Source organism: Brucella sp. NBRC 14130 (genome assembly GCF_040371715.1).
GTDB lineage: Bacteria > Pseudomonadota > Alphaproteobacteria > Rhizobiales > Rhizobiaceae > Brucella > Brucella intermedia.
In genome coordinates, this window is sequence record NZ_BAABTE010000009.1 from 115,942 (window position 1) to 137,505 (window position 21,564).

The window sequence follows — 21,564 nt, forward strand, 5'->3', positions numbered from 1 at the left end:
GGTTCTTTCTTTGGACCGGTTCCCGGCAGAACGGAACTGACAGAACCGTTCCGACTTCTTGTTTATATCTTGCGATCGGCAGGGCCGTCATTCGCCCCTCGGGGAATTTCATTGCATCTTTGCAGTCTGCCCATCCTGTTTGCCAAAGAGCGCGGCGCTGTTTGGAAAAGAGGACGGGAGGGCAAATGAAACCAGTTTGATGTCGCGCCGACCGTTTGAGGCCGACGCGACATGTGTTCGATGCGACAGAAGCGCTTACTGGACGTTTGCGCCCACGACGCTGTCCCATTCCTTGGTGATCGTGGCCTGTGCTGCCTCGATCTGTTCCAGGGTCGGGAAGATAGCCTTTTCATAGGCTGCTGCCGGCGGCAGCTTGTCGAGCAGTTCCTGCGGGATCTTGCCAGCCTTCGCCATCGCGTTGAAGCGGATCGGATGGCAGTAGCCCTTCAGGTAGCCGAGCTGGCCTTCATCCGAATAGATGTGCTCCATCCACAGCTTCGCAGCGTTCGGATGCGGTGCGTAGGCGCTGATCGCCTGCACGTAGACACCGGCGATGACGCCCGTCTTCGGGATGACGGTTTCGATTTCCGGATTGCCCTTGAGCGTATCGCGGTCGGCGAGCGCGTTATAGTCCCAGCGGATGACGATAGGGGTCGAGCCCTGCGCCAGCGAAGCGGCCTTGCCGATGACCGGAACGAAATTGCCGTTGGCGTTCAGTTCCTTGTAGAACTCGAGGCCCTTCTTGCCTGCGGCTTCGCCCGGCTCACCGCCACGGGCGATGCCGGCGGCATGAACGCCGAGAATGGCCTGTGCGGAAACGCGCGGATCGCCTGCAAGCGCAACGGAATTTGCGTAGTCGCTCTTGAGCAGGTCTTCCCAATCCTGCGGGATGTCCTTGACGATGTCCTTGTTCACTTCGAAGGCGAGCACGCCGTAATAGTCGCCATACCAGTGGCCTTCAGGGTCCTTGGCGCTGTCCGGGATTTCGTCCCAGGTCGCGACCTTGTAAGGCTGGATCAGGCCGTCCTTCTTGGCCGAAGCGCCGAAGGCGAAGCCGACGTCGATGACGTCAGGAGCCTGTGGGCCCTTGTTGTCCTTGTTGGCCTTGATGGCTTCGATTTCATCGCCCGAACCGGCGTCCGGGTTCAGTTCGTTGACCTTGAGGCCGTACTTGTCCTTGAAGCTCTTGATGATTTCGCCATAGCCGCACCAGTCATGCGGGAGTGCGATGGTGGTCAGTTCGCCTTCCGCCTTGGCAGCGGCGATCAGTTCGGCTGACGGTTCGGCAGCGGCGATGGAAACCCCGGCAACGGCGATTGCCGTCGAAAGCGACAGCAGACGCGCTGTGTAAGCAAGCATTGTTTGACTCCCCTGTTTAAGGTCCGGCGAACGCCCCCGGTCGATTCCGGTGCTCGCGCATTCCCGATACCCGCCCTATATGACGGTTGGATGACAGTTTGTGGCTTGTCACAAACTGCCAGCGGTGGAAAGTGAAACACGTTTTCAGAGACTTAGCAATTCATCCGTTTGCGGGAGCAGCATTTTTATGACAGGAAATGTGACAGTAAATTCGTCGTTGTCATAATTCTGCAAGAGGCTTTTCCCTGCGCGACAGGGGTTTGTCTCCGCGCGGCATCACGGTCGAATAGCTGCGATAAACGAAAATTTCTGAAAGATGATCGAACCCTAATAGGTTTCGTATGAAATTGGGAGGCGGAGAGCTAATGCCCTCCACCGCCACCGCCGACCTGCTTGGGTTTGCGCAGCATGATGGCGCAGACGGCAAGCGAGCAGAACATCATCGTGAGGATGAAAAACACGTCGATGAAGGACAGAAGGGTGGCCTGCTGGCGCACCATGCCGGAAAGCTTGGCGATGGCAATCGTCGCGCCGTCCATGCCTGCCGCATTGTATTTGGCGGTCAGGTTGGCGATCATCCTTTCCGCTTCGGCATTGCCCCAGCGAACATGTTCGGCCAGCCGCTCATAATGCATGTCGCCGCGCCGGGTCAGGATCGTATTGATGACGGCAAGGCCGACGGCGCCGCCCAGATTGCGCGTCAGGTTGAAAAGGCCCGATGCGTTTTTCAGCAGGGAAGGCGGAAGCGTGCCGAGCGCCAGATTGTTGATCGGCACCATGCACAGCATCAGCGAGCAGCCACGCAGAATCTGCGGCAACAGCAATTCGTGGAAATCCCAGTCGGCGGTCAGACCCGTCACCATCCATGTGCCTGCCGCAAAGCCGAGGAAGCCGATCATCATCATGAGGCGCGGGTCCATCCTGTTGGAAAGGAAACCCGCCACCGGGGCGGTGAAGAACATGGCGAGACCGCTGACGAACAGCGCTTCGCCGATCATCAGGGCATCATAGCCGCGAACAGTGCTCAGATAGAGCGGATATAGATATGTGAGGCCATAAAGACCGACGCCCATCACGAAGGAGAACACCGAGCCGAATGCGAAATTGACATTCCTGAAGGCTCGCAGGTCCACGATAGGCTCTTCGGCGGTAAAGGCCCTGAAGAAGAAGAGAATGCCGCCGACGATCATAACGCCGGTCAGGACGAAGATGGCTTCATCCTGAAGCCAGTCATTGCGCGGGCCTTCTTCCAGAACATATTCCATCGAACCGAGGAATGCGGCCATGCCGAGAAGGCCCCACCAGTCGAACTTGCTCAGAAGGGAGCTGTCGCCTTCGTCGAAGTCGATGAGGTTCCATGCGGCGATGGTAACGAGGATGCCGGGGCCGACATTGACCAGAAACAGCCAGTGCCATGAGAAGGCGTGGCTCAGATAGCCGCCGATCGTCGGGCCGATGGTTGGCGCAAGCGTTGCGACCAGACCGATCATCGGCGAAACGATGGAACGCTTGGAAGGCGGGAAGATGGTGAAGGCGGCTGCGAACACGCTCGGGATCATGCCGCCGCCGATGAAGCCCTGAATGGCGCGGTAGACAATCATCTGCTCGATGTTCGTCGCCGTCGCGCAGAGCATGCTGGCCAGCGTGAAGCCTGCCGCGGAAACGGTGAAGAGCACGCGCGTCGACAAAAGGCGTCCAAGGAAGCCCGACAGCGGAATCATGATGACTTCCGCAATCAGGTAGGACGTCTGGACCCAGGAGATTTCGTCGGAACTGGCGCTGAGACCCGCCTGGATTTCAGCCAGCGAAGCCGAGACGATCTGAATGTCCAGGATCGCCATGAACATGCCGAACACCATGGCCAGAAAGCCGATGGCCTTCTTGGGGTCGATGCGGTCTTCTGCCGGGGCCATTGGCCCCATTGTCGTGTCTGCGGCCATGACGGCGCACTCCGGAATGGAAGAGAAAGGCGGCGCGAAATCCGTTTCGCCGCGCCGCCATCTGTTATTTCAATTGAGCCAAAGGGCTCGATCAATCGGCCTTTTGCTCGGGGGCCGTGCGCGTGTCGATATCGACCACGACGCTGAGGCCCGCGCGGATCTTGCCGGATTCCAGCGCTTCCTTCGGGATCATGATGCGCACGGGAACGCGCTGCACGATCTTGGTGAAGTTGCCGGTCGCGTTTTCCGGCGGCAGCAGCGAGAACACGGCGCCCGAAGCCGGAGCGATGGACGCGACCTTGCCGTCGAACTTCGTGCCGTCGATGGCGTCGACATAGATATGCGCGGTTTCGCCGGTCTTGATCTTTGCGAGCTGCGTTTCCTTGAAGTTCGCGTCGATATAAAGCTCATTGACCGGGACAAGCGCCGCAATCTTCTGGCCCGGCGAAACGAGATCGCCCTTCTTGCCGGAAAGATTGCCGACCACGCCGTCGAAGGGCGCGCGCAGCGTCGTGAAGGATAGGTCGCGTGCGGCTTTGTCGCGGGCAAGTTCCAGCGATTTTACCGTGCTTTCGGCTTCGCTATATTGAGCGTTGAGCACTTCGATATTGGCCTTGGCAGAAGCGATCTGCGCATCGCTGCCGGCAACCTTGGCGCGCGCCTGGTCCAGCGAGGACTGGGCCGTGTCGAGTTCGGCCTGCGCGACGAAACGCGTGTCGTGCAGCTTCTGCACGCGCGCGATCGTGTTCTGCGCATTGGTCAGGACAGCCGTTGCGGCCTGCTTGTCGGCATCGGCCTGTTGCAGGGTTGCCTGCGCGGCGTCGGTCTGGGCCTTGATGCGAACGAGGGTCTGTTTCTGGGTCGCGAGCTTGGCTTCGGCTTCGTCGAGCGCGATCTGGTAGTCGCCTGCATCGAGCTGGAAGATCACATCGCCAGCCTTGACCTGCTGGTTCGCGGCCACGGGAATGTTTTCGATATAGCCGGTAACCTTCGGCGCGATGGACGCAATGTCGCCCTGCACATAGGCGTCGTCGGTCGAAACCATGAACCGTCCGACCGTCCACCAGTCATAGGCGAACCAGAGGCCGCCTGCGACCGCGACCGCCAGAATGCCGGGCAAAAGGACGCGTTTGCCGAAGCCCTTCTTCTTGCCACCCTTGGCGGTTTCCCCGGTTTCCCTGGGTGCGGCTTCCTGCGGGTTCGGCACGGTATGGGGCTGCGATCTCTCGCTCAGCGGCACCTCATTCGTCGCCGGCTGGGTTGCCGAGGCGAAGTTCTTGGCGTTGGGAAACGGATGAATATCGGCCTTATCAACGGACTTCGGGGCGGACATAGGGAAACTCTCTGGACATCCTTGGGATTGAACCGCTCGGTTCGATGTTGACATAGATCAATAAGATGCGCATATCAAGAGCATATCGAACCGCTTGGTTCGAAAAAATTCAAGAGTCTCTAAAATGAAGCCTGATCGCAAGACCAAAGGAACAACGGATACGATGATGCATGACCGGAACCGGCATGATGGGAAAGATGTCGGCATTATGGGTCAAAGCAAGTCGTCCTGCTCCGAAACGGAATGCGGTCGCACGCGGCTGGGTGCCGGTCAGGACCCTGCAAAACGCCGCCAGATTCTCGAAGGCGCTCAGGACGTGTTCCTTCGCATGGGTTTCGATGCCGCCAGTATGAACGACATCACGCGTGAGGCTGGCGTGTCGAAGGGCACGATCTACGTCTACTTCAACAGCAAGGAAGACCTGTTCGTCGCATTGTGCGAACACTACCGCCACACGATGTTCAGCGAATTGATCGCCACCCTCGACAGCGGTTTCGGGAACCGTCAGGAGTTGACCGATTTCGGCGTGGCGCTGGTGACGCTCATCACTTCCTCCACCGCCATCCGCGCCCAGCGGATCGTGCTGGGCGTGAGCGAGCGCAAGCCGGAGCTTGCCGCGCGGTTCTATGAACGTGGCCCGAAGCGCAGCCTCGTGGTGATGGCCGACTATCTCAGGCGGATGATCGAAAGCGGCAAACTCAAGCCTTTCGATGCCGACCGGATGGCCTATCAGCTTTCCGATCTTTTCCTGTCGGGCCTCTACAGGCCGCGGCTGTTCGGGGCCTTGTCGGAGCCGCCATCAGCGGAAACGATTCGCAGCAATGTCGAGCTGGCAGTGGATTTCTTCTACAGAGCTTACGGAAATGAGAATGAAACTGTTCTGAAATAGAACAAGTTGAGCATGGCATTGCTTGATTCTCAAAAAAAGTTTACCGCCACACCAATTAACTTCTCATTTAGGCCTTATTTCGGCACCGCTTTTGTGTGCAATTCTTTGCTATCGATTAATTGAAGGTTGTCAGACCCCCTGTTTTTTTTGTCACTTATACAAAAGATTGAATGGCTCCAGGCCCCGATTCGGCCCCCTTTTTGGACACGGTAATAATCGCCTGCCAGCATTAAGGACATTATATTAATGACACTCGATCTGATTCATTTTCCGAATTTTAAGAAGACATTTTTTGGCACTTCCTTCCAGAGCGATACGCTTGCTCTGCTGACACGAATTCGCGACGAGATCGGTTGTCGTCACATCTTGCACACTTATCGTGGACGGATGGGCGATTGCTCGAAAACCAGTTCTTCCGACATGACGGTTGTGATGACCGTGCCCGCCAACTGGGCTGCCCGCTACTCCACCAAGAACTATTTCGTTGTCGACCCGATCTTTCAGGAAGATGCGCCCTATTTCAAAGACGATGTAAGCGGCATCGTTCGCAATCTACAGGAAGACGCAGACCGGTGTCCGGCTGTCGCCGACATGCTGCAGGATGCGGAAAAGCACGGGCTGGGCAATATTTTCATCGCCGTCTCGGCCCGCGGCCAGAAAGGTGCGGTCGGCTGTTCCCTGTTCAGCTTCGAGATCAGCCCGGACGAAGACCGTGAACAGTTCGTGGCGAAGCTTCGCCCGCGCCTGTTGAGCCTGTCGGGCATCATCCATTCGGCGCTGTGCGGCTGCAAGGATGTGGCGACGGTGTCCAGTCTTCTGACCCCGCGCGAAGTCGACTGCCTGCGCTGGGCCGCAAATGGCAAGACGGACGGCGAGATCGCGGAAATCCTGAACATCGCGCGTTGGACGGTGGTGACTTATCTCCAGAACGCCAAGATCAAGCTCAACTGCTCCAACCGCACTTCAGCCGTGGCGACGGCGCTGTCGCTCGGCATCATCGAAATGCCGGAAGTCCATCATCTGAACTGATGCCAGCGGACTTGCAGAGACAAGAACACCGGATGTTTCAGGCATCCGGTGTTTTGTGCTTTCAGGCCCTTTTTCTGAGCGGCAGGCGGGCGGCGTCGAAGGCGTTGGCAAGCCGCGCCGTGTTCCTGGCCGGGTCTTCGTCGGCGTCCTCGAAGGCGATGTGGTTCAGCTCAATCCCCGCCGTCTTGTCGGTCAGCGTCAGCCGAAAATAGGCGTAGACGCCCTGATTGCGAAACTCCATGTCGAGCACGATGGCCGGTGGCGACTGCCAGTCGCAGCGATATTCCCCGCCATGTCCGAGTTCCAGCGTGCCGGGAAAGAAATAAAGCTCGGTCGCCGAACTGACGATATCGGCGATATTGGCAAAAAGCTCGCAGCGTATGAAGGCGATGTAGTCGGACGGATCGACCAGACGAAGATCGGTTGCGACTTCGCGCAGGTTTCCGGCAATGATCGCCTCGCGCTCGTTGGAGAATTGCAGGCTTTTCATGGTCTCACCGCCAATCTGGGGAACAGGCCGTCACTGTTCCGGAACATATAAATATCATGATTATCCATTTGTTCTTATGCATGTCTCACTCCCAGTTCCCACCTTTGAGACATGCTCTAATGTAATGCATGCCGTGTATTGATGACCCGGATCAGCTCGGCCACGGCCTTGTAGAATTCCGGTGCGATCATCTGGTCGACATTGACCTGTTTATAGAGCGCGCGCGCCAGCGGAACGTCCTCGAATATCGGGATGGAATGCTGCGCGGCGATCTCTCTTATTTTGAGAGCGATCAGATCCTGCCCCTTTGCCACGACGACCGGGGCCGCATCCTGATCGGGCTTGTAGCGCAGTGCTACGGAAAAATGAGTCGGATTTGCGACGATGAGCGTTGCCGTCGGAACCGTGTTGATCATGCGGCGGCGCGCACGGTCGCGACCGAGCGATCGCAGGCGAGACTTGACCAGCGGGTCGCCTTCCGACTGCTTCAGTTCGTCCTTCACCTCCTGCCGGGTCATGCGCAGTTCCTGCCGCCAGTGAATGCGCGACCAGGCAAGGTCGAAACCGGCAATTGCCGTGATGGCCAGAACATTGGCGACCAGCAGGCGCACCATGTTCTCGCGCAGGAATTCGGGCAAGGCGCTGGGGTCCGAGGCGACCGCATCGGTGAAAAGGCTGTTGCCACTGAAAAAGACGACGAAGACGATGACGCTCGCCGCCAGAAACTTGGCCAGCGACTTGAGAAACTCGACCTGACCGCTGCGCCCGAAAATACGCTGCCATCCCTTGAGAGGCGATATGCGCGAGGCCTGCGGGCGGATGCGCTCACCAACGAAGCGCGGCGCATTCTGGAACGCGGAGGCCGCAATGCCGGCAAGCGGAATGATGATGAATACCGGCACGAGAGCCGCGCCGACGGCGAGCGCCAGAACGCCGAACAGACGGCTCGCATCCTCGGCGCTGTTGAGGAGCCAGTCTTCGGGACGGTCGATCAGTTCCCGCAGGAAGACGGCAAGCTTCGTGGTGGCAGGTCCAGCGACAAAGACTGCGATAATCAGAAAGGAAGCGATGCCGGCGAGGATCGGCGTTTCGCGGGAGAAGGGCATATTGCCCTTTTCCAAGGCGTCGCGGATCTTCTGTTCGGTGGCTTCTTCTGTTTTGCTTTCCTTGTCAGCATCATCTGCCATGGGTCACCGCAATCAGGACGAAGCTTCGCCAGCGTCAAGCGTGATGATGCCGCGTTCGGAAAGATCGATGGCGATACGGGCTATCGTGCGGCGCGCATCGGCAATGTTCTGCGCGGTTATGTTGCCCTGCTCGGCGCCCAGTTCGGTTTCCACCATGCGGCGGCCACGGGTCGAGAGCGAGGAGAGAACGAGTTCCTGAAGCCTTGTGTCCGCTCCGCGCAGCGCCGTTGCGATCTGTTCCGTCTGCACTTCATCGAAGAGCAGCAGGCGCGCGCGCTGCGGCAGGCGCTCGATGTCCTCAAAGGTGAAGAGCTTGGCCTTGATGCGGTTGAGATCGTCGCGGTTGAGGTCTTCAAGGCTCGCCATCAGTTCTTCCATCTCGCTTCTGTCGAGCTGGTTGAAGATATTGGCGATCTGGCCGTGATGCGCCTTGACCGGTCCTGAATCGCTGCGGCCCAGAAGATCGCGCCGCAGCACGTCTTCGAGAAGTTCCGCCGCAGCCGGTGCGACATTGCCGATATGGAGCGAGCGCTGCACGACGGCGTTGCGCAGCTGCGGCGGCAATACCACGAACAGCCGGGCTGCAAGGTCGGACGGCAGCTTCGACACGATATAGGCGATGATCTGCGGATGCTGGTCCGTCAGATAGGCCTGCAGGCGTTCCACCGGCAGGCGGCCGAGCTGCACCCAGACGGATTCCTGAACGAGTTGCGGCTGGACACGCTCTTCCAGAACCGCATCGACCTCTTCCTGCGGCAGCGTTTCGCGCAGCAGACCCTCGAACCGCTGGGCAGCTTCCGAAACCGGCGCGCCCTCGGCAAAGGAATCCTCGAACTGCTTGACCAGCTGTTCGAAATCGAGCGGTGAAATCGGCTCCAGCGTGCGGGCATGACCGGCAAGCTTGCGCAGGTCCTCGGCATTGAAATGCTTGAGAAGACGCGCGGCGGCAGGGCGACCGATGGCAACGAGGATCGCCGCCGCCTTTTGCGGGCCGGTCAGCGTATCGACGAGGCCGCTGGCGGTTCCTTCAAGGTCTTCCGCGAGGGCTTGCTGTTCATTGTCGGCCATGGTCACGTCCGTTACTTGCCGATGATTTCGGTGAGGCTGACACCGAAACGCGAGGAATCGTCTTCAAGGACGATCACTTCGCCACGGGCGATGACGCGGCCATTGACCACGATATCGACCGGATCGCCGATCTGCTTGTCGAGCGTGATGACCGCACCGCGACCGAGCTTCATCAGATTGGCAACCGGCATGGTCGTGCCGCCAAGTACAACCTGCACATCGACGGGAATGCCCATGATGAGTTCGAGATTCGGCTTGGATGGCCCCTTCTGCGCGCTGCGCGGCTTTTCCTCACGCAGTTCCTCAATGGCTTCGTCCAGTTCCTGCTGCATGTTCTTGTCCTCGGTTTCCTTGCTCATGCCTGGCCTGCGAGTTCGACCGTTGCCTTCCTGACCGTGCGGCGCACGAAGACCGGCAGTGCGTTCTTTTCCTTCGGGAGCGATTGTTCGGCGGCGGCGGTCCGGTCGTCGGTGCGCCGCGCGCTGTCGGCGACATTGCGCGCATGGCGGATGTCACGGGTCAGCGCCTTGCGCAGCCGGTTCAGCTCCTCGATCGCCTCTTCCATTTCGCGGCGCACGCGCTGCGTTTCGGCAAGACGGGCTTCAAGCCTGGTGTTTTCGTCAGCCAGGGCAGTGCCAAGATCGGTGCGCTCGCTCTGGATGGCCTTGACGGCGCGCTCCAGCCCGTTGGAGGCGGCTGCGACGCGCAGCGCCAGCAGCTTGCCGAGCTTGATCGTCTCATTGGCCTTGCGGCCAACCACGATCAGGGCCGCGAGCGAGGCGAGAGCCATCAATGTGGAAAGCACGTTAGCCAGCAACAAGCTCATCGATGAAATCCTCTTCCTGATTGACGGGGTCGCCGACCTTGACTGTGAAATGAATGCCCGATTTGCCGAGCGTGCACTTGAAAAGCTGCTGATCGCCGGCGCGCAGGCGCACCTGCTCCATGGCGTCGGCGGGCAGTTTCAGAACCTGGCCGATTTCCAGCATCGACAATGCGTCCAGCGTCATCGATCCCTGCTGGATGAATGCCTCAAGCTCGATGCGCGCGCGGCTGACCTCGTGCCGCATCTTCTTCGCCCAGCTCGGATCGGCCTGATTCATCGGGCGGCGCAAAAAGGCGGCCACGGCATCCTGCATCGGCTTGTGCGTGCTGCGCGGCAGCAGCAGGTGCACCCGGCCGGTCTTGCCCGCGGCGGTAACATCGATGCGGCAGGCGAAAAGGCGCGAGCGCTCGAAATTCTCCCGGTCGAATTCGGCGGTATCGATGCATTCACCGGCAGCAAAAAGCGCCTGCCCGTTCCCGGCGAACACCTGATCGAGCGATTTGGCAAGATGACCGGCCAGAAGTGCAGAAATCTTCTGCTCCAGCATGCCGAAGGGACGGTCCTCATCGACGGAACCGATATTGCCCCCGATATTGCCTTGCGCACCGAACATCGCCTCGATCACGGAGAAGACGAGGGTTGCATCGGCGGTCAGATAAAGCGTGCAGCCCCAGCGCTCGGCCTTCAGCGGCGCGATGATCGCAGCCTTGTCGAGAATGTCGGCAAAGGCGGCATCGTCGGTGCTTTCCACCTGACCCGCATCAATGTCGAACGCGGCGGCGCAGCCATGTTTCAGCCGGTCGCAGAAATGCGTCGAGGCATCCTTGAACACATGGGCAAGCGATTTCAGGTCGTCGCCGGAAAGGCCGGCTGCGCGCAGCACATTCTCGGCCAGAACATCGGTTTTGCGGTTTTGTCCCAATGCGGCGGTTTCGGCGGTGGTCATCTTATGCGGCCTGCTGTGTCGGCGCGCTCGCCATGGTTTCCTGCTCGACCACATCGATGGTCGGGCGATCATAGGCGGAGATGGTCTTGCGGCCATATTCCACGGCGATCTGCGGCAGGGAGCCGTTCATATAGGCGAGCAGCGTCTGCTTCACGACGATATAGAGGCGGTTGTTCTTTTCGCGGGTCGATTTGATCTTGGCTGCGATCGGGCCGACCACGCCATAGGAGAAGAAGATGCCGGCGAAGGTGCCGACGAGGGCCGCGCCGATCAGGTGGCCCAGCACTTCCGGCGACTGGTCCAGCGCGCCCATGGCCTTGATCACGCCAAGGACTGCGGCAACGATGCCGAGCGCCGGAAGCGCTTCGGATATGCTGACCATGGCATGGTAGGGCTTGAGCTTGTCGCGGGCGATGGTGTGGATTTCCTCGTCCATCAGCGCCTCGATTTCATGCGAGCGCACATTGCCGACGATGATGAGGCGGCAATAATCGCAGATGAAATTGGTGAGGTCCTCTTTCTTCAAGACGCTTGGATAGGCCTGAAAGATCGGCGATTCCTTCGGATTGTCGATATGCACTTCAACTTCATTGCGCGACTTGGCGCGCAGTTCGCGCATCAGGCTGTAGAGCACGCCCAGAACGTCCAGATAATCGCGCTGCTTTGGGACGGCATTGCTGAATGCTTCCATGCAGGCGCGGCCCGTGTCCTTCACGAGCGAAAAGGGGTTGGCGATGAAGAAGGTGCCGAGTGCGGCACCCAGAATGATGACGAACTCCCAGGGCTGGATAAGCACGCTCACATGTCCGCCCATGGCGATAAAGCCGCCCAGCATACAGCCCAGTGTGATGACAAGACCGACAATAATGCCCAAAGCTCGAGACTCCCGCCTACATTCTGTTTGCCGGGAACCTAAGCGCTGCGCCTTGCGCGAACCTTGTCTGCATCGCGCAGATAAAATCAGCTTCGGACAAGCTTGGTCCTGCATAAGGATCGAAATAGAGTCAGGGGGGCATGCGCATGGTCGATACGATGACGAGCTATCGCCTGATCGCGTCGGATATGGCGCGGTCGTTGCAGCGTGTTTCGAAGGAACCGATGGTGGAGCGGGAAACCGCCTACTACAAGGAGAATATCGGCAAGGTGAAATCCGTGGATGATTTCATGGCCGACAGCCGCCTTTATAATTATGCGCTGAAGGCGTTCGGGCTGGAAGACATGGCCTTCGCCAAGGCGTTCGTGCGCAAGATATTGACCGAAGGCATCAAGAGCGATGATGCCATGGCCAACAAGCTGACCGACAAGCGCTACAAGGAATTTGCGACGGTCTTCGATTTCGAGGGCAAGGGCGCGGAGGCGACCCAGAGCACAGCGGCGCAGCAGGGCGTGGTCGACAAATATCTCCGCCAGACGCTGGAGACGGAAGCCGGAAGCCAGAACGAAGGCGTGCGGCTGGCGCTCTATTTCCAGCGCAAGGCGCCGACGCTGACCAATGCCTATGAAATTCTGGGCGACAAGGCGCTGGTGTCGATGATCCAGACGACCTTCGGCTGGCCGTCCACCATCTCCAATGCCGATATCGACAAGCAGGCGAAGATGATCGAGGACAAGATCGACTTCACCAAGATGTCGGACCCCGATTACGTCTCGAAGCTCATTTCGCGCTTTACCGCCATGTACGAGATGAACAACCCGACCGCGAGCAGCCCGGCGTCGATTGCGTCCCTGCTTCTGGGCGGCACTTCCTCCGTCGGCATTTCGATGGATATTCTGAGCACCTTGCAGAACTTCAAGCCGGGCGGGCGCTAGGCGATGCAGAACAATTCTATCTATGTCGGGCTTTCCTCGCTCATCACGCTGGAACGGCGGATGGATGCCATTGCCCATAATGTGGCCAATGTCTCCACGGTCGGCTTCCGGGGCGAGGGCACCAAGTTCAGCTCGATTGTTTCGGACAAGGCCAGCGACGATGTGAGTTTCGCGACCGCAGGCAAGAGCTTCATCCGCACCGAGGCGGGCCCGATGATCAAGACCGACAATCCGCTGGATGTTGCGGTCAAGGGCGATGCGTGGATGTCTGTCTCCACGCCGCAGGGCCAGATCTATACGCGTGACGGGCGCATGAACATGCTGCCGACGGGCGATCTCGTCACCGTCACCGGCCATCCGGTGCTGGATGTCGGCGGCGCGCCGATCGTGCTCAACCCGGCAGGCGGCGCACCGAAGATTTCAAGCGATGGCGCGATCTACCAGAACGGCGCGCAGATCGGCGCGATCGGTCTCTTCACCATCCCCGCCGATGCGGAGCTGACTTATGCCGGTACATCCGGCGTGATCCCCAACAAGCCCGCCCAGCCGGTGGCCGATGACAACAGCGTTGGCGTCGTGCAGGGCATGATCGAGGGATCGAATGTCGATGCCATGACGGAGATGACGCGCCTCATCAGCGTGAGCCGCGCCTTCGAGCAGGTCAACAACCTGCTGGCGCAGCAGGAGACGACCGTCTCCGAAGCCATCAAGACCCTGGGCTCCAGAAACGGATGACGCCTGATCTGCCGCTCTCCCGCCTGGCCGCCTTTGCCCGCCGGCAATCGGTAGCGCCGAAGCCGCTCACCGGTATCGGCGGAACGGTAAGCGACGTGTCGCGTTCGGCGATTGCCGTGCGCGGGCTTTCGCGGGATGCGCGGCTGGGCGATGCGGTGGCGATCCACGCGCAGGGCAGCCAGTGTCTTGCCGAGATCATCCGGGTGGCGGACGCGCAGGTGCTGGTGAAACCCTTTGACGACCGCATCATTCCCTCGCTTGGCGCTGCGGTTTTCGAGGAAGGCCCGCTGCAGATCCGCCCCGCGCCGGAATGGCGCGGCCGGGTCATCAATGCGCTGGGGCAGGCGATTGACGGTAAGGGCGCGTTGCAGCCCGGAACCCGGCCCATGGCGTCCGAGAGCCTTGCGCCCGCCGCCTTGCGCCGTGCGCGGGTGGATCGGGGTTTGCGCACCGGCGTCAATGTCATCGATATTTTCACGCCGCTCTGCTTCGGCCAGCGCATCGGCATCTTTGCGGGTTCGGGTGTGGGCAAGTCGACCCTGCTCGCCATGATGACGCGTGCGGCGGATTTCGACACGGTGGTGCTGGCCTTGACGGGCGAACGCGGACGCGAAGTGCGCGAGATGCTGGAAGAAACCATGGCTGGCCATCTCGACAAGACCATCACCATCGTCGCGACGGGCGACGAAAGCCCGATGATGCGCCGCCTCGCGCCCAACACCGCGACGGCGATTGCCGAATATTTCCGGGACCTTGGCCACAATGTGCTGCTGATTGTCGATTCCGTCACGCGCTTTGCCCATGCTGCGCGCGAGGTGGCGATTGCGGCGGAAGAGCCGCCGGTTTCGCGCGGCTATCCGCCGAGCGTCTTCAGCCAGCTGCCGCGCCTTCTGGAGCGGGCAGGGCCGGGCATTACAGAAGCTGGCGGCAGCATCACCGGCATTTATTCCGTGCTGGTCGATGGCGATGATCATAACGATCCGGTTTCCGACACCATTCGCGGCACGCTGGATGGCCACATCGTGCTCGACCGCGCAATTGCGGCGCAGGGGCGCTTTCCGGCGGTCGATATTCCGGGCTCGGTTTCGCGCCTTGCCAAGCACAACTGGACGCCGGAGCAGCGCAAGCTCGTCAGCCAGTTGCGGGGCATGGTCGCCCGTTTCGAGGAAACGCGCGATCTGAGGGCCATCGGCGCCTATCAGAAAGGCCATGACGGCCTTTTGGACCAGGCGGTCGATCTCGTGCCGCGCATATATGACGCCTTGCAGCAATCGCCGGAAACCGGCCTATCGGACGATCCCTACAACGACCTTGCCGCGGCACTGCGCGGCGACAGACAGGCGCAACACGCATGATGACGGGCTTTCAAAAGTCGAAGGAAGACAAGAACCTTGCCCAGCTTACGGCGGAGGTGGAAGCCGCCGCACGGCTCGAGGGCATGAAGAAACCGCAGAGCAAGGTGGACCGCTATCTCAAGATTGCGGCAATCACGCTTGCCGCCGGAAGTGCGATGCTGCCCTTCATCACCTATTTGCAGCGGGCCGATCTGGGCGCGCCGGAAAAGGCCGAGCGCAAGATCATCGATCCTCTCGACCGTTCCGAACAGAAGACGGTGCGCCGCTTTCCGTCCTTCCGCCCTTCCGAACAGGTCGCGCCGAATGCGGATGTGGACGATACGATGACGGGTTCCGTCATGTCGAACGGCAAGGGCCTTCCGGGAACGGCCGCTGGCGGCGGCGACGGCAATGGCGGCGACGGGCAGGCCATGCCCAAGCCGGTTTTCGCATTGCGCGAGGTGGTCGGCGGCATGGCGATGATCGAGGATACGTCCGGCTACTGGTTCGTCGAAAAAGGCTCGCTGCTGCCCGATGGCAGCCGCCTCGTTTCCATCGGTCGCGGTGCGGGAACATGGCAGCTTACGACGTCATCGGGCGATGTGATCCAGAAGGCGCCGTAAGCCATTTTCAGGTCCCCGCTCCCCCTCCCCGAGGGCGGGGCAGCTAGAGCATTTCCAGCGAAAGTGGGAAACGTCTACGCGGGGAAATCAGTTCACTGGACTGATTTCTATCCCGCTTCGATGCGCTGGATAATGCGACAAAACAAATAGTTAAAGCGGTTCCGGCTTTTCTGTCAGAACAGGAACCGCTCTGGTCAGAACTCATATTTCATGATGAGTTCGCCGCCGATGACCTCTCCCGTCATCCGGAAGCCTGTCTGCTCATAGAGCCTCCGGGCACCATCGTTGCCCGGCTGAAGGCCGAGGATGACGAAAGGGCAATCCGGCAGTTCCGACAGCAGGCCCAGCAATTGCCTGAGGGCTGCGCGCCCATAGCCCTTGCCCTGATGGCGCGCATCGATCATGAGGCGATAAATCCAGTAGTTTCCATCGTCCTCATCAAGGGCATACATGGCAAAGCCGACCGGCTCGCCTCCAGCCCTGACAAGGAGCGGAACACAGGCCGGATTCTCCCCGGCATCTTCAAGCGATTCCTCATTGCTGGCCACGAAGTCCTGCTGATGCGGATGGGGATTGAGGGCAATCACCTGCTGGTAGTCCTTCTGCCTGACCGGTTCGAGGGTCACGGCGATATCGTCTGCAGCGCGAGGCTGTCCATTCTGTTTCATGACAGTGGGTTCCTGTAAGGCGCATGTGCGCGCCATGAAGCGACTTCATGCATCCGGTGGATGCACGACGCTCCGGGTTTCGATGAAGAATGCCCGCTGGCCGACAGGAAACGTCGGAAACGCCTTAAACGGTCGCGCCTCCGCGCGATCCGAAACCAGCGAGCGCGGCAAATTCTGTCTTGTTCAGCATGTCGCACCTCCCGGTTCGCGTTGACGATGGCTCGCAGTTAACCGGTTTCCCGGCATCACGCAAGTCTCGCACAAGATTCGCCCTGTAGGTTAACGAACAGTGAATATGGATGGCGGGTAATAGATATGGGGCCGATTCATCTCTTCGATCTGGCCGCAAGGCAGGCGCAATGGCTGTCGGTAAGGCAGGCCACGGTGGCGGGCAATGTCGCCAATGCGAATACGCCGGATTTTCGCGCGCGTGACGTGCAGCCCTTTGCGGATGTGCTGGACAAGACGCAGCTCACCATGGCTGCCACCAGCCCTTTGCACCTGGAAGCCGAGGCCGACGGGATCGCCGGCGCGCGCCTGCGCCCCGACGACATCACCGAGCAGACCCATTCCGGCAACACGGTCGATGTCGAACAGGAAATGATGAAGGCCGGTGAGATCGCCCGCGAATATTCGCTCAACACAAGCATCGTGAAGGCGTTCCACCGCATGATGCTGTCGGTAGCGAAGGGATAGTCATGTCTTCCGATGCCTTGCAGAGCACATTGAAGATCGCAGCGTCGGGCCTTTCGGCCCAATCGACGCGTCTGCGCATCGTTTCCGAAAACATCGCCAATGCGCAGTCGACTGCCAAGACCGCCGATGCCGATCCCTATCGCCGCAAGACGGTTTCCTTCCGCACCGAGCTGGAACAGGGCACCGGCGCCGCCGAAGTCCGCATTGCGGAAGTCGGCAAGGACACGTCGCCCTTCATCGAACAATACGAGCCGAGCCATCCCGCAGCGGATGAGCGCGGCTATGTCCGCTATCCCAACGTCAACATGGTCGTTGAAATGGCGGACATGCGCGAAGCAAATCGTTCCTACGAAGCCAATTTGCAGGTCGTGAAACAAGCCCGTGAGCTGATTTCCATGACCATCGATCTCTTGAGGAGCACATAATGTACGACTCGATCATGAGTATTTCGGCGCGCAATGCCCTGTCGCGCCTTTCCGAGACTGTCGCCGAAAAGGGCGTGGGCTCGGCTTCCGCGCCGCAGGCCGTTCCGGCGGCGCCGGGCGCTTCCTTCGGCGAGGTTCTGTCGCAGATGACGGATTCCGTCGGCCAGAAGCTGCAGGCCGCCGAAGCAACCTCCATCCAGGGTATCAAGGGCGATGCGCCGGTGCGCGATGTGGTCAGCTCCGTCATGGAAGCCGAGCAGTCGCTTCAGACCGCCATCGCGATCCGCGACAAGATCGTGCAGGCCTATCTCGAAATCAGCCGTATGCCCATCTAGCGTCTGATCCGGGGTCGCCGTTTGCAACCCGCAGGGCGACTTGTGATTCAGACTTCTGTCCAGACGAGAGATTAAGGACGCGCCATGAAAGCCCTGACGATTGCCGCAACAGGCATGAACGCCCAGCAGCTCAATCTGGAAGTGATCGCCAACAACATCGCCAATATCAACACGACCGGCTTCAAGCGCGCACGTGCGGAATTTTCCGATCTTCTGTACCAGTCCGAGCGGACGGCAGGCGTGCCCAATCAGGCAAACCAGTCCATCGTGCCGGAGGGCGCGCTGGTCGGCCTTGGCGTGCAGACGGCGGCGGTGCGCAACCTCCACATTCAGGGCAGTTTCAACCAGACTGGCAATCCTTACGACGTGGCGCTGACCGGGCGCGGCTGGTTCCAGATCCAGAGCCCGACCGGCGAGACGCTTTACACGCGCGCCGGTGCGTTCAACAAGAACCCCGACGGCCAGCTCGTGACGCTCGACGGCAATCCGGTCGAACCGGCGATCACCATTCCGCCGGATGCCATTGAAGTGACGATCACCGATACGGGCCAGGTTTTCGCGAAATTGCAGGACCAGATCAATCAGGTCGATCTCGGCCAGCTCACCCTTGCGAACTTCACCAATGAAGCAGGTCTGGAGCCGCTCGGCGGTAATCTCTACCGCGAAACGGAAGCATCCGGCGGCCCATTGGTCGGCGTTCCGGGCGATCCCGGCTACGGCTCGATCAAGCAAGGCTATCTCGAAGCGTCGAATGTCGATCCGGTGAAGGAAATCACCGATCTCATCACGGCGCAGCGCGCCTATGAAATGAATTCCAAGGTCATTCAGGCTGCCGACGAAATGGCGGCAACCGTGTCGAAGAACCTGCGCTGACGGTGATGGCGATGGGGCTGGCGAAAGCAATCTTCCGGAAAACAGGGCTGGCGCTTGCAGGCGGCTTGCTGCTCGCGGCAACAGCCGGTGCGAATGCTGCCGACCGCATCGCGTTTGTCGTGCCTTCGGCGACCGTCTATCCCGGCCAGATCGTGAGCGACACGGCCCTGCTGGAAAAGCAGTTCTTCATCAATGCGCCCGCAGCAAGCCAATATGTGCTGTCGCTCGATCAGGCGGCGGGCAAGGTGGCGCGCAAGACGCTGCTTCCGGGCAAGCCGATCCTCGTTTCCGCATTGGGCGAGCCGTCGCTGGTCACGCGCGGCGTTCCGGCGCCGCTGGTGTTTACCGCCGGTACGCTGACAATCACCGCCATGGGAACGCCGCTCGAATCGGGTGCGGCTGGCGATTTCATCAAGGTTCGCAACGTCGATAGCGGCATCATCGTGTCCGGAACGGTGCTGGCCGATGGGCGTATTCAGGTGGGGATGCAGTGAGAAAGACTTTCGCCACCCTGCTCGCCGTCCTGGCCCTCGTTTCCCAGCCTGTCGCAAGCCTTGCGGACGAGTCGTCCAAGAATGCGCGGGAATTCGGCTCCGCGGTTGATGCCGATGCCGATTGGCTCGGCTCCGGCGGCGATCCGTCCAGAATGGCTTATGCGGAGCTTGGTCGCGGCAGCGCGGTTGCCCGCCTGAAGGACATCGCCACCATTCAGGGCGTACGCGAAAACCAGCTCGTGGGTTATGGCCTCGTCATCGGCCTCAAGGGCACGGGCGACAGCCTGCGCAATTCGCCTTTCACCGAACAGTCCATGCGCGCCATGCTGGATAATCTCGGCATCAGCGCGCCGCGCAATTCCACCCGTTCCAAGAACACGGCCGCGGTCATCGTGACCGCCAACCTGCCCGCCTTTGCCGGTGCCGGTTCGCGCATCGACGTCACGGTATCGTCGCTTGGCGATGCGACCTCGCTGCAAGGCGGCACACTCGTCATGACCCAGCTCATGGGCGCGGACAACCAGATTTATGCCGTCGCGCAGGGCAACATGATCGTGTCCGGCTTTTCGGCCGAAGGTGAAGCTGCAAGCGTGACGCAGGGCGTGCCGACCTCCGGGCGCATTCCCAACGGCGCGCTGGTCGAGCGCGAAGTGGCCGGTAATTTCGGCAAGGAAAGCGAAATGATCGTCGAGCTGCGCGATCCCGATTTCACCACTGCCGTGCGCGCTGCCGATACGATCAATGTCTTCGCCAAGCGCCGTTATGGTCGCGGTGTGGCCATTGCGCGCGATGCCAAGACGATCCGCCTGTCACGTCCGAAGAATGTGCCAGCGGCGCGTTTTCTGGCCGAGCTCGAGGGCCTGCCGATCACGACCGATGAAGTGGCGCGTGTGGTGGTGGATGAGCGGACGGGAACCGTTGTCATCGGCGAGAAGGTGCGCATTTCCAAAGTCGCGATCAGCCACGGCAGCCTGACGGTCCGCGTGACGGAAACGCCGATGGTCGTCCAGCCAGAGCCGTTCAGCGACGGCGTGACGGCGGTCGAGCCGAATACCGATATCGCCGTGAAACAGCAGAACGCCAAGATCGGCATCCTGACCGGCGCCAACCTTGAAAATCTGGTGAAGGGCCTGAACCAGATCGGCGTGAAGCCGACCGGCATCATCGCGATATTGCAGGCCATCAAGACATCCGGCGCGCTTCATGCGGAACTGGTGGTGCAATGACCAAGGCTCGTAGAATGATCCGGTATGGTTCGGCGGTGGCGCTGTTTCTGGCGGCGTCCGTTCCCGCTTTCGCCGATCCGCCATCACTCGGCAATCTCGATGAAATCCGCAAGTTCTGCGGCAATATCGACGATCAGGCGGCAGATGCCCGCTATGCGCTTCAGGCCAGACAATTGACCGAGCTGAAGGCCGATGTCGAGGAGCGGATGCGGGCGCTTGAGGAAAAGCGCCGGGAATATGAGATGTGGCTGAAGCGCCGCGACGAGTTCGTCAGCAAGGCGCAGGATTCGCTGGTCGATATCATCTCGAAGATGAAGCCGGAGGCGGCGGCGGCGCAGATGACGCTGATCGGCGATGAAGCGGCGGCGGCCCTGATCCTCAAGCTTAATCCGCGCGTCTCCAGCATCATCCTCAATGAAATGTCGCCGGAAAAGGCGGCCAAGCTCGCCCGCGTCATCGTCGGCTCGCAGCGCACCTCGACCGCGCCGCAGCCTGTCAGCGACCAGCGCGCCGCAGCGCAGACCGGGAATACGGTGCAATGAAGAACAACATGAACAAAGCCACCCTTGCAGCAGCAACCCTGGTCCTTCTTGCCGGTTGCGCGACCAAGCCGGAGGAAATCGGCCGCGCGCCCGACCTGTCCCCCGTTGCGGCCAATCTCGGCATGCAGAACAATCCGCAGTTCAACGGCTATCCGGCGCGCCCGAGCAAGGCGTCCTATTCGCTCTGGGATCAGCGTTCGACCAATTTCTTCAAGGATCCGCGCGCGGCGACGCCCGGCGATGTGTTGACGGTTATCATTTCCATCAACGACCGCGCAAATCTGGATAACAAGACGGATCGCGAGCGCGTGTCGAAGGGCATTTACGGCGCGGGCGGTTCCTTCGCGACCAGCAGCAGCACAGGCGCTGGCGCCGGCGGCGACATGGACGCTTCGGTCAACACCCATTCCGACAGCAAGTCGAAGGGCAAGGGCACCATCGAGCGCAGCGAAGACATCCGCCTGCAGGTCGCGGCCATCGTCACCGACACGCTGCCGAACGGAAACATGATCATCCGCGGGTCGCAGGAAGTGCGCGTCAACAATGAACTGCGCGTGCTGAACGTCGCCGGTGTCGTGCGCCCGCGCGATATTTCCGGCAACAACACGATTTCCTACGACAAGATCGCCGAAGCCCGCATTTCCTATGGCGGGCGCGGACGACTGAGCGAGATTCAGCAGCCGCCTTACGGCCAGCAGATTCTCGATCAGGTTTCTCCCTTCTGAGGCATGCCGGAT

25 protein-coding genes are annotated in these 21,564 nt (G+C 60.4%); 14 read left to right on the forward strand and 11 right to left on the reverse strand.

What is annotated here, in order from left to right:
• Positions 1 to 255 precede the first annotated feature (255 nt).
• From ABWW28_RS18735 to ABWW28_RS18745, 3 genes are all read right to left on the reverse strand, one after another.
• Positions 256 to 1,359: an ABC transporter substrate-binding protein gene (locus ABWW28_RS18735; protein ID WP_006469432.1), complete on the reverse strand. Its 1,104-nt coding sequence runs from the start codon at positions 1,357 to 1,359 to the stop codon at positions 256 to 258.
• Positions 1,360 to 1,721: 362 nt separating this feature from the next.
• A complete protein-coding gene (locus ABWW28_RS18740) occupies positions 1,722 to 3,299 on the reverse strand; it encodes a DHA2 family efflux MFS transporter permease subunit (RefSeq protein ID WP_112671003.1) in 1,578 nt (525 codons plus the stop codon).
• Positions 3,300 to 3,390: 91 nt separating this feature from the next.
• Positions 3,391 to 4,632: an HlyD family secretion protein gene (locus ABWW28_RS18745; protein WP_176588283.1), complete on the reverse strand. Its 1,242-nt coding sequence runs from the start codon at positions 4,630 to 4,632 to the stop codon at positions 3,391 to 3,393.
• A gap of 124 nt (positions 4,633 to 4,756) precedes the next feature.
• Between ABWW28_RS18745 and ABWW28_RS18750 the strand changes: the two genes are divergently transcribed.
• Together ABWW28_RS18750 and ABWW28_RS18755 are read left to right on the forward strand one after the other, a co-directional pair.
• On the forward strand, positions 4,757 to 5,521 hold the full coding sequence (locus ABWW28_RS18750; RefSeq protein WP_006471427.1) for a TetR/AcrR family transcriptional regulator: 765 nt from the start codon (positions 4,757 to 4,759) through the stop codon (positions 5,519 to 5,521).
• Positions 5,522 to 5,767: 246 nt separating this feature from the next.
• Positions 5,768 to 6,550, forward strand: a complete 783-nt coding sequence (locus tag ABWW28_RS18755; protein WP_112700805.1) for a helix-turn-helix transcriptional regulator — start codon at positions 5,768 to 5,770, stop codon at positions 6,548 to 6,550.
• A gap of 61 nt (positions 6,551 to 6,611) precedes the next feature.
• Here ABWW28_RS18755 and ABWW28_RS18760 read toward each other — a convergent pair whose 3' ends face one another.
• The 7 genes from ABWW28_RS18760 to motA all read right to left on the reverse strand — a co-directional run bounded on the left by ABWW28_RS18760 (position 6,612) and on the right by motA (position 11,941).
• On the reverse strand, positions 6,612 to 7,040 hold the full coding sequence (locus tag ABWW28_RS18760) for a BspJ family T4SS effector nucleomodulin (RefSeq protein ID WP_353391748.1): 429 nt from the start codon (positions 7,038 to 7,040) through the stop codon (positions 6,612 to 6,614).
• Positions 7,041 to 7,156: 116 nt separating this feature from the next.
• Complete coding sequence (gene flhB, locus ABWW28_RS18765) at positions 7,157 to 8,227, reverse strand: flagellar biosynthesis protein FlhB (protein ID WP_006469427.1); 1,071 nt, start codon at positions 8,225 to 8,227, stop codon at positions 7,157 to 7,159.
• A gap of 12 nt (positions 8,228 to 8,239) precedes the next feature.
• Entirely contained in the window at positions 8,240 to 9,295 is a 1,056-nt protein-coding gene (locus tag ABWW28_RS18770; protein WP_176588284.1) for a flagellar motor switch protein FliG, read from the reverse strand.
• Positions 9,296 to 9,306: 11 nt separating this feature from the next.
• Positions 9,307 to 9,654 carry a flagellar motor switch protein FliN gene (gene fliN / locus ABWW28_RS18775; protein WP_006469425.1) on the reverse strand — a complete coding sequence of 116 codons (348 nt, stop codon included), beginning with the start codon at positions 9,652 to 9,654 and terminating at the stop codon, positions 9,307 to 9,309.
• Entirely contained in the window at positions 9,651 to 10,121 is a 471-nt protein-coding gene (locus tag ABWW28_RS18780; RefSeq protein ID WP_006469424.1) for a BAB2_0123 family type IV secretion system effector, read from the reverse strand. Before ABWW28_RS18780 ends, fliN begins: the two co-directional genes overlap by 4 nt.
• Positions 10,102 to 11,067, reverse strand: a complete 966-nt coding sequence (locus ABWW28_RS18785; protein ID WP_176588285.1) for a FliM/FliN family flagellar motor switch protein — start codon at positions 11,065 to 11,067, stop codon at positions 10,102 to 10,104. The genes ABWW28_RS18780 and ABWW28_RS18785 overlap by 20 nt, the downstream gene beginning before the upstream one ends.
• Before the next feature lies 1 nt (position 11,068).
• Positions 11,069 to 11,941 carry a flagellar motor stator protein MotA gene (motA, locus tag ABWW28_RS18790; RefSeq protein WP_021585290.1) on the reverse strand — a complete coding sequence of 291 codons (873 nt, stop codon included), beginning with the start codon at positions 11,939 to 11,941 and terminating at the stop codon, positions 11,069 to 11,071.
• Positions 11,942 to 12,087: 146 nt separating this feature from the next.
• Between motA and ABWW28_RS18795 the strand changes: the two genes are divergently transcribed.
• From ABWW28_RS18795 to ABWW28_RS18810, 4 genes are read left to right on the forward strand one after another with little or no spacing between them, the layout of a single operon-like run.
• Entirely contained in the window at positions 12,088 to 12,876 is a 789-nt protein-coding gene (locus ABWW28_RS18795) for a DUF1217 domain-containing protein (protein WP_006471433.1), read from the forward strand.
• A gap of 3 nt (positions 12,877 to 12,879) precedes the next feature.
• Positions 12,880 to 13,611 carry a flagellar basal-body rod protein FlgF gene (gene flgF / locus ABWW28_RS18800; RefSeq protein ID WP_113462904.1) on the forward strand — a complete coding sequence of 244 codons (732 nt, stop codon included), beginning with the start codon at positions 12,880 to 12,882 and terminating at the stop codon, positions 13,609 to 13,611.
• On the forward strand, positions 13,608 to 14,966 hold the full coding sequence (gene fliI, locus ABWW28_RS18805; protein ID WP_025091741.1) for a flagellar protein export ATPase FliI: 1,359 nt from the start codon (positions 13,608 to 13,610) through the stop codon (positions 14,964 to 14,966). Before flgF ends, fliI begins: the two co-directional genes overlap by 4 nt.
• Positions 14,963 to 15,568 (forward strand): hypothetical protein, encoded by a 606-nt coding sequence (locus ABWW28_RS18810; protein ID WP_025091740.1) that lies wholly within the window; start codon positions 14,963 to 14,965, stop codon positions 15,566 to 15,568. The genes fliI and ABWW28_RS18810 overlap by 4 nt, the downstream gene beginning before the upstream one ends.
• Before the next feature lie 194 nt (positions 15,569 to 15,762).
• Here the strand turns inward: ABWW28_RS18810 and ABWW28_RS18815 are convergent, their stop codons facing one another.
• Positions 15,763 to 16,236 (reverse strand): GNAT family N-acetyltransferase, encoded by a 474-nt coding sequence (locus ABWW28_RS18815; RefSeq protein ID WP_176588286.1) that lies wholly within the window; start codon positions 16,234 to 16,236, stop codon positions 15,763 to 15,765.
• Positions 16,237 to 16,551: 315 nt separating this feature from the next.
• On the opposite strand from ABWW28_RS18815, the gene flgB reads away from it, so the two are divergent.
• The 8 genes from flgB (at position 16,552) to flgH (ending at position 21,552) form a co-directional block, all read left to right on the forward strand.
• Positions 16,552 to 16,932, forward strand: a complete 381-nt coding sequence (gene flgB / locus ABWW28_RS18820; protein ID WP_006469417.1) for a flagellar basal body rod protein FlgB — start codon at positions 16,552 to 16,554, stop codon at positions 16,930 to 16,932.
• Between the two features lie 2 nt (positions 16,933 to 16,934).
• Positions 16,935 to 17,357: a flagellar basal body rod protein FlgC gene (gene flgC / locus ABWW28_RS18825; RefSeq protein WP_006469416.1), complete on the forward strand. Its 423-nt coding sequence runs from the start codon at positions 16,935 to 16,937 to the stop codon at positions 17,355 to 17,357.
• Entirely contained in the window at positions 17,357 to 17,692 is a 336-nt protein-coding gene (fliE, locus tag ABWW28_RS18830) for a flagellar hook-basal body complex protein FliE (RefSeq protein WP_025091738.1), read from the forward strand. The genes flgC and fliE overlap by 1 nt, the downstream gene beginning before the upstream one ends.
• 84 nt (positions 17,693 to 17,776) lie before the next feature.
• A complete protein-coding gene (gene flgG / locus ABWW28_RS18835) occupies positions 17,777 to 18,565 on the forward strand; it encodes a flagellar basal-body rod protein FlgG (RefSeq protein WP_006471437.1) in 789 nt (262 codons plus the stop codon).
• Positions 18,566 to 18,576: 11 nt separating this feature from the next.
• On the forward strand, positions 18,577 to 19,059 hold the full coding sequence (flgA, locus tag ABWW28_RS18840; protein WP_006471438.1) for a flagellar basal body P-ring formation chaperone FlgA: 483 nt from the start codon (positions 18,577 to 18,579) through the stop codon (positions 19,057 to 19,059).
• Positions 19,056 to 20,285, forward strand: coding sequence for a flagellar basal body P-ring protein FlgI (locus tag ABWW28_RS18845; protein ID WP_176588287.1), 1,230 nt, complete (start codon positions 19,056 to 19,058; stop codon positions 20,283 to 20,285). The genes flgA and ABWW28_RS18845 overlap by 4 nt, the downstream gene beginning before the upstream one ends.
• On the forward strand, positions 20,282 to 20,827 hold the full coding sequence (locus ABWW28_RS18850; RefSeq protein ID WP_006469411.1) for a MotE family protein: 546 nt from the start codon (positions 20,282 to 20,284) through the stop codon (positions 20,825 to 20,827). The genes ABWW28_RS18845 and ABWW28_RS18850 overlap by 4 nt, the downstream gene beginning before the upstream one ends.
• Positions 20,824 to 21,552, forward strand: coding sequence for a flagellar basal body L-ring protein FlgH (gene flgH, locus ABWW28_RS18855; RefSeq protein ID WP_176073834.1), 729 nt, complete (start codon positions 20,824 to 20,826; stop codon positions 21,550 to 21,552). Before ABWW28_RS18850 ends, flgH begins: the two co-directional genes overlap by 4 nt.
• Positions 21,553 to 21,564: the final 12 nt, after the last annotated feature.

Coding starts and splice junctions, on each gene's coding strand:
- ABWW28_RS18735 (WP_006469432.1), bottom strand. CDS start 1,359: ATGCTTGCTTACACAGCGCGTCTGCTGTCGCTTTCGACGGCAATCGCC.
- ABWW28_RS18740 (WP_112671003.1), bottom strand. CDS start 3,299: ATGGCCGCAGACACGACAATGGGGCCAATGGCCCCGGCAGAAGACCGC.
- ABWW28_RS18745 (WP_176588283.1), bottom strand. CDS start 4,632: ATGTCCGCCCCGAAGTCCGTTGATAAGGCCGATATTCATCCGTTTCCC.
- ABWW28_RS18750 (WP_006471427.1), top strand. CDS start 4,757: ATGAAGCCTGATCGCAAGACCAAAGGAACAACGGATACGATGATGCAT.
- ABWW28_RS18755 (WP_112700805.1), top strand. CDS start 5,768: ATGACACTCGATCTGATTCATTTTCCGAATTTTAAGAAGACATTTTTT.
- ABWW28_RS18760 (WP_353391748.1), bottom strand. CDS start 7,040: ATGAAAAGCCTGCAATTCTCCAACGAGCGCGAGGCGATCATTGCCGGA.
- flhB (WP_006469427.1), bottom strand. CDS start 8,227: ATGGCAGATGATGCTGACAAGGAAAGCAAAACAGAAGAAGCCACCGAA.
- ABWW28_RS18770 (WP_176588284.1), bottom strand. CDS start 9,295: ATGGCCGACAATGAACAGCAAGCCCTCGCGGAAGACCTTGAAGGAACC.
- fliN (WP_006469425.1), bottom strand. CDS start 9,654: ATGAGCAAGGAAACCGAGGACAAGAACATGCAGCAGGAACTGGACGAA.
- ABWW28_RS18780 (WP_006469424.1), bottom strand. CDS start 10,121: ATGAGCTTGTTGCTGGCTAACGTGCTTTCCACATTGATGGCTCTCGCC.
- ABWW28_RS18785 (WP_176588285.1), bottom strand. CDS start 11,067: ATGACCACCGCCGAAACCGCCGCATTGGGACAAAACCGCAAAACCGAT.
- ABWW28_RS18795 (WP_006471433.1), top strand. CDS start 12,088: ATGGTCGATACGATGACGAGCTATCGCCTGATCGCGTCGGATATGGCG.
- flgF (WP_113462904.1), top strand. CDS start 12,880: ATGCAGAACAATTCTATCTATGTCGGGCTTTCCTCGCTCATCACGCTG.
- fliI (WP_025091741.1), top strand. CDS start 13,608: ATGACGCCTGATCTGCCGCTCTCCCGCCTGGCCGCCTTTGCCCGCCGG.
- ABWW28_RS18810 (WP_025091740.1), top strand. CDS start 14,963: ATGATGACGGGCTTTCAAAAGTCGAAGGAAGACAAGAACCTTGCCCAG.
- ABWW28_RS18815 (WP_176588286.1), bottom strand. CDS start 16,236: ATGAAACAGAATGGACAGCCTCGCGCTGCAGACGATATCGCCGTGACC.
- flgB (WP_006469417.1), top strand. CDS start 16,552: ATGGGGCCGATTCATCTCTTCGATCTGGCCGCAAGGCAGGCGCAATGG.
- flgC (WP_006469416.1), top strand. CDS start 16,935: ATGTCTTCCGATGCCTTGCAGAGCACATTGAAGATCGCAGCGTCGGGC.
- fliE (WP_025091738.1), top strand. CDS start 17,357: ATGTACGACTCGATCATGAGTATTTCGGCGCGCAATGCCCTGTCGCGC.
- flgG (WP_006471437.1), top strand. CDS start 17,777: ATGAAAGCCCTGACGATTGCCGCAACAGGCATGAACGCCCAGCAGCTC.
- flgA (WP_006471438.1), top strand. CDS start 18,577: ATGGGGCTGGCGAAAGCAATCTTCCGGAAAACAGGGCTGGCGCTTGCA.
- ABWW28_RS18850 (WP_006469411.1), top strand. CDS start 20,282: ATGACCAAGGCTCGTAGAATGATCCGGTATGGTTCGGCGGTGGCGCTG.
- flgH (WP_176073834.1), top strand. CDS start 20,824: ATGAAGAACAACATGAACAAAGCCACCCTTGCAGCAGCAACCCTGGTC.